Source organism: Aeromicrobium sp. Leaf272 (genome assembly GCF_001422865.1).
Lineage (GTDB): Bacteria > Actinomycetota > Actinomycetes > Propionibacteriales > Nocardioidaceae > Aeromicrobium.
In genome coordinates, this window is record NZ_LMMY01000011.1 from 362,962 (window position 1) to 369,610 (window position 6,649).

Here is a 6,649-nt window from a genome sequence, read left to right on the forward strand (position 1 = left end):
CTGCGCGGCCTCCTCGGCGTCGCCGGAGTACGGCAGGAACTTCGAGCAGCGCCGGAGCACGAGCGGACGCAGGTGCGCGAGCAGGTCCTCCATGGCGTCGGCGTCGCCGGCCTGGGCCCGCGCCACGAGCTCGAGCAGCTGGTCGTCCTCCATGGATCCCCCTTGCTCGTCTGCCGTCCACGGCCCGGCACCCCCGCCGGGCTCACCGCCGGGGGCCACGCCAGCGACCATACTGTCCCGTGATGAGGCAGATCGGGAGGTACCGGCTCGACGCGGTCCAGGGGTCGGGCGCGTTCGCCACGGTGTGGCGGGGCTACGACACCGAGCTCGAGGTGCCGGTGGCGGTGAAGGTGCTGGCGGAGAACTGGGCCCACCACGCCGACGTGCGCGAACGCTTCCTGGCCGAGGCGCGTCTGCTGCGACGGCTCGAGAGCTCCCGCGTCGTGCGGGTGCACGACATCGGCACCGAGACGTTCGACGGGACCGACCGGCCCTACTTCGTCATGGACTTCGCCGGGGGCGGCTCGCTCGACGCGGTGGCCGACGGGTCGCTCGCGCCGGCTGAAGCGGTGCGCCTGGCCGTCGAGGGTTGCCGGGCGGTGCACGTGCTGCACGCGGCGGGTGTGGTGCATCGGGACGTGAAGCCGGGCAACCTCCTGGTCGCCGACGACGGCCGCGTGCTGGTGGCCGACCTCGGCAGCGTGAAGCGGCTGGCGGAGGCCACCGGGTTCACCGTGACCACCGGGACGCCGGCGTACATGGCGCCGGAGCAGGCGTCGGGCGGACGCATCGACGCCCGCACCGACGTGTACGCGCTCGCGGTCGTGACCTTCGTCCTCGTCACGGGTGCGCTCCCCTTCGACGTGCCCGACGCCGCCGCCGTCCTGCGACGCTCCGAGGGCGAACGGCCCCGTGGTCTCGCCCGGACCCGCGGCGCGGCCGCCTCCCCCTTGCTGTCGCGGCTCGACGCCGTGCTGGACCGCGCCCTGTCACGCGACCCGGACCACCGGCACGCGTCGGCCGAGGCGCTCGCCGTCGAGCTGGAGCGGGTGACGTCGGGGCACCGCCCGCGTCGCCGGCCGGGCTGGCCGACGTGGGTGGTGGTGCCGGCCGCGCTGCTGCTGTTCGCCGCTGCTGCCACCGCCACCTGGTACGGCCTGCGCTGACCTACTGCGTGTCGACGGGCGTTCCCAGCTCGACCGTGCGGCTCACCGTGCAGAGCCGGTCGTGGGACTTGGCGATCGCGTCGGAGAGCCGGCCGGCCGCCTTCGCGCCCTCCTCGTCCTCGCCGAACGCCACGTCGAAGCGCACCTGCAGGTCGTCCATCCGGTTGCCGCCGTCGTCGCGGACCTTCTCGCCCGAGGCCGTCACCGCGAACCGCTCCGGCTCGGTCCGCTTGGTGGTGACGAGGTCGACGTCGATGGCCGTGCAGCCCGCGATCGCGGCCAGCAGCAGCTCGACGGGCGTGAAGTCGTCGCCGGAGCCGTCGCCGATCACCATCTGCCCGCCCCGGGCGTTGGTGACGCGGTAGCGGCCGCGGTCGAGTCGTTCCAGGCCCACCTGACGGTGCTGTTCGGTCGCGGACGCATCACTCATGGGACCATCCTGCAACAGGGGTGGGAGCCCCGGGAACGAGGACGTGATGCGCACGATCGGGATGCTCGGCGGGATGAGCTGGGAGTCGACGGCGGAGTACTACCGGCTCGCCAACGTGCTCGTCCGCGAGCGGCTCGGGGGCGTGCACTCCGCCCGCGTCCTGCTCGACTCGCTCGACTTCGCCGACGTCGAGACCCTCCAGTCCACGGACCGCTGGGAGGAGGCCGGCGCGCTCCTCGCCGACCGAGCGCAGCGGTTGGAGCAGGCGGGTGCAGAGCTGCTGCTGCTCTGCACCAACACTATGCACAAGGTCGTCGACGTCGTCGAGGCCGCCGTGAAGGTGCCCGTGCTGCACATCGCCGACGCGGCCGCCGAACGGGTGCGGCACGCCGGACTGGGCCGGGTCGGCCTGCTCGGCACCGCCTTCACGATGGAGCAGGACTTCTACCGCGAGCGCCTCGCCCGGCACGGCATCGAGGTCCTGGTGCCCGGCGCCGACGACCGCGCGACCGTGCACCGGGTGATCTACGACGAGCTCGTGCGCGGGATCGTCAGCGAGACCTCACGTGCCGCGTACGCCGACGTGATCGGCCGACTGGTGGCCGACGGCGCGGAGGGGATCGTCCTCGGCTGCACCGAGATCGAGCTGCTCGTCTCGGCCGACGACAGTCCGGTGCCGGTCTTCGCGACCACCCGGATCCACGTCGAGACGGCCGTCGAGCGTGCGCTGGCCAGGACTGACTAGTCCATCGGGATCATCTTGGTGCGTTCTCACCGCGTCATCATCGTGTCGTCATACCGTCAAGGAGGGGAGAAGACCAGCACCATCTCGGGAGCCTGACCACATGAGCGTGTACCTGTACGACCTCGACGGAGACGTCATCGCGTTCCGACGCGCCTGGGACGACGAGCACGTGTTCGACACGGCCGGACGCTGGATCGGCTGGATGCCCTGGGAGGGCACCGACGTCGTCGACGCGCGCGGTCACTACCTCGGGTCGGTCGTGGGCGACCGGCTCGTGCGCCGCAACGACTGCGGCAACCGGGTGTGCAGTGCCGACGTCGAGCACCCCGAGCGTGCCGAGCCCTCCGGGCGGCCCACCACGCCGCTGGAGTTCCCCAACCGGTTCGCCTACGACAACGTGGAGCAGCTGCACCGGGCCGGCTGACACCACCGGATACACCGGTGTGACCTCGACCCGCTCGGGATGCCCCGGCGCGCGGGGTCCCCGACGATGGGGACATGACGCTCTCCCTGGTCACCGGTGCCACCGGCTACGTCGGCGGCCGCCTCGTCCCCCAGCTCCTCGACGCCGGGCACGACGTGCGCGTCCTCGTCCGCGACGAGACCAAGGCGCGCGCCCACGCGTGGTCCGAGCGGGTCGACGTCGCCCAGGGCGACGCCACGGAGCCCGAGGACGTGCGCCGCGCCCTCGACGGCGTGGACGTCCTCTACTACCTGCTGCACTCCATCGGCTCGGGCGACGACTTCGCCGAGACCGAGCGCCGCATCGCCCAGAGCTTCGCCGACGAGGCCGCCGCCGCGGGCGTGAGCCGCATCGTCTACCTGGGCGGCATGGACCCCGAGGACGAGCAGCTGTCCGAGCACCTGGCGTCGCGCAAGAAGGTGGGCGAGGTGCTGCTCGCGTCGGGCGTGCCGACGACCGTGCTGCAGGCCGGCATCGTCATCGGCTCGGGCTCGGCGTCGTTCGAGATGCTCCGCTACCTCACCGAGCGGCTGCCCGTGATGGTGACGCCGAAGTGGGTGCACACCCGCATCCAGCCCATCGCCATCCGCGACGTGCTCCGCTACCTCGTCGGCAGCGCCGACATGCCCGCCGACGTGAACCGCGCCTTCGACATCGGTGGACCCGACGTCCTCACCTACTTCGAGATGATGCAGCGCTACGCCGCCGTCGCGGGGCTGCCGAAGCGGCGGGTGCTCCCCGTCCCGATCCTGTCGCCCGGCCTGTCGAGCCACTGGGTCGGCATCATCACCCCCGTGCCCGCGAGCATCGCCCGTCCGCTCGTCGAGTCGCTCAAGAACACCGTCGTCGCGAGCGAGAAGGACATCGAGCAGTACGTGCCCGACCCGCCCGAGGGTCTCATCGGCTTCGACCGTGCCGTCGAGCTCGCGCTCACCAAGATCCAGAACCTCGACGTCCCCACCCGCTGGTCGTCGGCGGCGACCGCCGGTGCGCCGTCGGAGCCGTTGCCGTCCGACCCGGACTGGGCGGGCGGCTCCCTGTACAAGGACGAGCGCACGCGCGAGGTCGACGCCTCCCCCCAGTCGCTCTGGACGATCATCGAGGGCATCGGCGGACGCAACGGCTGGTACTCCTGGGCGCTCGCCTGGTGGGTGCGCGGCATCCTGGACCGTCTCGTCGGCGGGCCCGGGCTGCGTCGCGGCCGGCGCAACGACAAGGACCTCGTGGTCGGCGACGCCCTCGACTTCTGGCGCGTCGAGGCCACCGACGACCATTCCTTCCTGCGCCTACGGGCGGAGATGAGGGTGCCGGGGCTGGCCTGGCTGGAGCTGCAGGTGGGCTCGACCGAGGGTGGGAGCACGACGTTCCACCACCGCGCGCTCTTCCACCCCCGCGGTCTCCTCGGGCACGCCTACTGGTGGGCGATCCTGCCCTTCCACGGCATCATCTTCGGCTCCATGCAGCGCAACATCGCCAAGGCCGCGGAGCAGCTCGACGCGGCGAGGACCGCCTGACCCCACCGGCACGGTTGCGCGCCGCAATCGTCGGGTGCAGGATCACCCGGTGAGCCTCTTCCGCACCAAGTCCGTCGAGCGGTCCATCGCCGAGACCGACGAGCCCGACCATCGGCTGAGGAAGGACCTCTCCGCCTGGGACCTCACGGTCTTCGGCGTCGGGGTCATGATCGGCACCGGCATCTTCGTGCTGACCGGCCAGGAGGCCTACCGGAGTGCCGGTCCCGCGATCGTCATCTCCTTCGTCCTCGCCGGCATCGCCTGCGCTCTCGCGGCGGTCTGCTACGCCGAGTTCGCGTCGACCGTGCCCGTCGCGGGCAGCGCGTACACGTTCTCCTACGCGACGCTGGGCGAGCTGATCGCCTGGATCATCGGGTGGGACCTCGTGCTCGAGCTGGCGCTGGGCGCGGCGGTCGTGGCCCGCGGCTGGTCGGCCTACCTCCAGTCGCTCCTCGACCTGCCGACGTGGCTCGCCGGTGACGCGGCCCGTCCCGACTTCGGTGCCATCGCCATCGTCGTCGCCCTCACCGCTCTGGGCGTGCTCGGCACCAAGCTCTCCGGTCGGTTCACGAGCGTGCTCGTCGTGGTGAAGGTCGCCGTGGTGCTTTTCGTGGTCGTCGCCGGCCTGTTCTTCATCAAGGCCTCCAACCTCACGCCGTTCGTGCCGCCGTCGAAGCCCAGCTCGGGCGAGTCGGGGCTGGACTCCACGCTCCTGCAGACGATCTTCGGCGTCGAGCCGACCGTGTTCGGCATCTACGGCATCATCGCCGCCGCCTCCGTGGTGTTCTTCGCGTTCATCGGCTTCGACATCGTCGCGACGTCGGCCGAGGAGACCCGCAACCCGCAGCGCGACATGCCGCGCGGCATCCTGGGCTCGCTCGCGATCGTCACCGTGCTCTACGCGGCCGTCGCGTTCGTCGTCACCGGCATGCTCAAGTACAGCGACGACCGGATGAACACCGCCGCNTGCTCGGCCAGGCCCGCGTGCTGTTCGCCATGTCGCGCGACGGTCTCCTGCCTCAGGGCCTCGCGAAGGTGCACCCGCGCTTCGGCACCCCCTACAAGATCACGATCATCACCGGCGCGTTCGTGGCCGTGCTGGCCGGCTTCGTCCCGCTGTCGGAGCTGAGCAAGCTGGTGAGCATCGGCACGCTGTTCGCGTTCGTGGTGGTCTCGGCGGGCGTCATCGTGCTGCGCCGCACCCGGCCCGACCTCGACCGCTCCTTCCGCGTCCCGGGCGTCCCGCTCGTGCCGATCCTCGCGATCGCCGCGTGCGTCTGGCTCATGGTGAACCTGTCGGTCGAGACCTGGCTGCGGTTCCTCGTGTGGATGGTGCTGGGCGTCGTCCTCTACTTCGTGTACGGCCGCACGCACTCACGCCTGGGTCGTGACGAGGCAGCCGGCAAGGCCGACTAGTCTCACCGGTCGACACGTCTGGAGGCAGCGGGTCGAACCACGCTCAGGGCGTGCGTGCGACCCCCTGGATCAGCTCCAATGTCGCGCCGTCGCGGTCGTGCAGGTAGGCGAACCGTGTTCCGGCTCGAGGACCCGTCGTCATCGTCCCGATGGCTCCCGCCAGTCGCCACCCGTGCTCACCACACCGCGCGACGGTGCGGTCGAGATCAGTGACATCGAGCGCGAGGTGCCAGGAACCGAGATCGTTGGGCCTCGGCTCAAGGTGCTGTCGGCCCGCCGGCTCGAGATACTCCAGCAGCTCGATCCGGTGACCGCCCAGCACGAGCACCGCTGCGCTGATTCGAGCTCCAGCCACACCGGTCACGTCGGCGGCGAAGGCACCGTCCAGGACGAACCGGCGCTCCACCTCGGCGCCCAGGGCCCCCACCCAGAACGCCGCAGCCGTCTCGAGCGAGCGAACAGTGATTCCGGTGTGGGCGACACTCACCACGGTGGTCATGGTGCAAGTGTCCTCGTCAGGGCTCGAGGCGCCGGCAGTGGTCAACGTGCTGACCGGTGACCACTAGGCCGGCCGGGGCCTCGGCTTCACCCCGGCGTGGAAGACGCGCACGTTCTCGCGCCAGCCGCCGAGCGCGTCGAAGGGCATCGGGTCCTCCGCGGCCTTCTTGCGCACGTCGCGACGTCGCTCGGTCGCGTCGAAGCCCTGGTCGATCGTGTCGGTGCCGCGCATCAGGAACGCGAGCGCCTCGGGCGTGTAGCGCCAGTAGTCGATCGGGCACGGGTGGTAGCGCCAGCTGAACAGCGTCGAGGTGTACACGAGGCCCCCGGGCCGGAGGATCCGCACGATCTCCTCGCCCGCGAGCCACGGCCGGTCGATGTGCTCGAAGACGTCGACGCTGAGCACCACGTCGAAGG

General features: G+C 71.2%; 8 protein-coding genes and 1 pseudogene. 6 read left to right on the top strand and 3 right to left on the bottom strand.

Going from position 1 to position 6,649, the window contains the following annotated elements; genetic code table 11:
- Positions 1-242 precede the first annotated feature (242 nt).
- Positions 243-1,166 (top strand): serine/threonine-protein kinase, encoded by a 924-nt coding sequence (locus ASF38_RS08825; RefSeq protein WP_055962150.1) that lies wholly within the window; start codon positions 243-245, stop codon positions 1,164-1,166.
- A 1-nt stretch (position 1,167) separates the two neighbouring features.
- Here ASF38_RS08825 and ASF38_RS08830 read toward each other — a convergent pair whose 3' ends face one another.
- On the bottom strand, positions 1,168-1,596 hold the full coding sequence (locus ASF38_RS08830) for an OsmC family protein (protein WP_056575185.1): 429 nt from the start codon (positions 1,594-1,596) through the stop codon (positions 1,168-1,170).
- Between the two features lie 46 nt (positions 1,597-1,642).
- On the opposite strand from ASF38_RS08830, the gene ASF38_RS08835 reads away from it, so the two are divergent.
- From ASF38_RS08835 to ASF38_RS19300, 5 genes and pseudogenes are all read left to right on the top strand, one after another.
- Positions 1,643-2,341, top strand: coding sequence for an aspartate/glutamate racemase family protein (locus ASF38_RS08835; protein WP_056575188.1), 699 nt, complete (start codon positions 1,643-1,645; stop codon positions 2,339-2,341).
- A gap of 100 nt (positions 2,342-2,441) precedes the next feature.
- Positions 2,442-2,765: a 4-fold beta flower protein gene (locus ASF38_RS08840; protein WP_056575191.1), complete on the top strand. Its 324-nt coding sequence runs from the start codon at positions 2,442-2,444 to the stop codon at positions 2,763-2,765.
- A 74-nt stretch (positions 2,766-2,839) separates the two neighbouring features.
- Positions 2,840-4,318, top strand: coding sequence for an SDR family oxidoreductase (locus ASF38_RS08845; RefSeq protein ID WP_056575194.1), 1,479 nt, complete (start codon positions 2,840-2,842; stop codon positions 4,316-4,318).
- A gap of 49 nt (positions 4,319-4,367) precedes the next feature.
- The coding region (locus ASF38_RS19295) for an amino acid permease (RefSeq protein ID WP_369815180.1) at positions 4,368-5,284 on the top strand (917 nt) is incomplete at its 3' end.
- 1 nt (position 5,285) lies between these two features.
- Positions 5,286-5,734, top strand: a pseudogene (locus tag ASF38_RS19300) (amino acid permease); the annotation flags it as partial.
- 43 nt (positions 5,735-5,777) lie between these two features.
- On the opposite strand, the gene ASF38_RS08855 reads toward ASF38_RS19300, so the two are convergent.
- Both ASF38_RS08855 and ASF38_RS08860 read right to left on the bottom strand, forming a co-directional pair.
- Positions 5,778-6,233 carry a VOC family protein gene (locus ASF38_RS08855; protein ID WP_056575197.1) on the bottom strand — a complete coding sequence of 152 codons (456 nt, stop codon included), beginning with the start codon at positions 6,231-6,233 and terminating at the stop codon, positions 5,778-5,780.
- A gap of 63 nt (positions 6,234-6,296) precedes the next feature.
- The coding region (locus ASF38_RS08860) for a methyltransferase domain-containing protein (RefSeq protein ID WP_162237329.1) at positions 6,297-6,649 on the bottom strand (353 nt) is incomplete at its 5' end.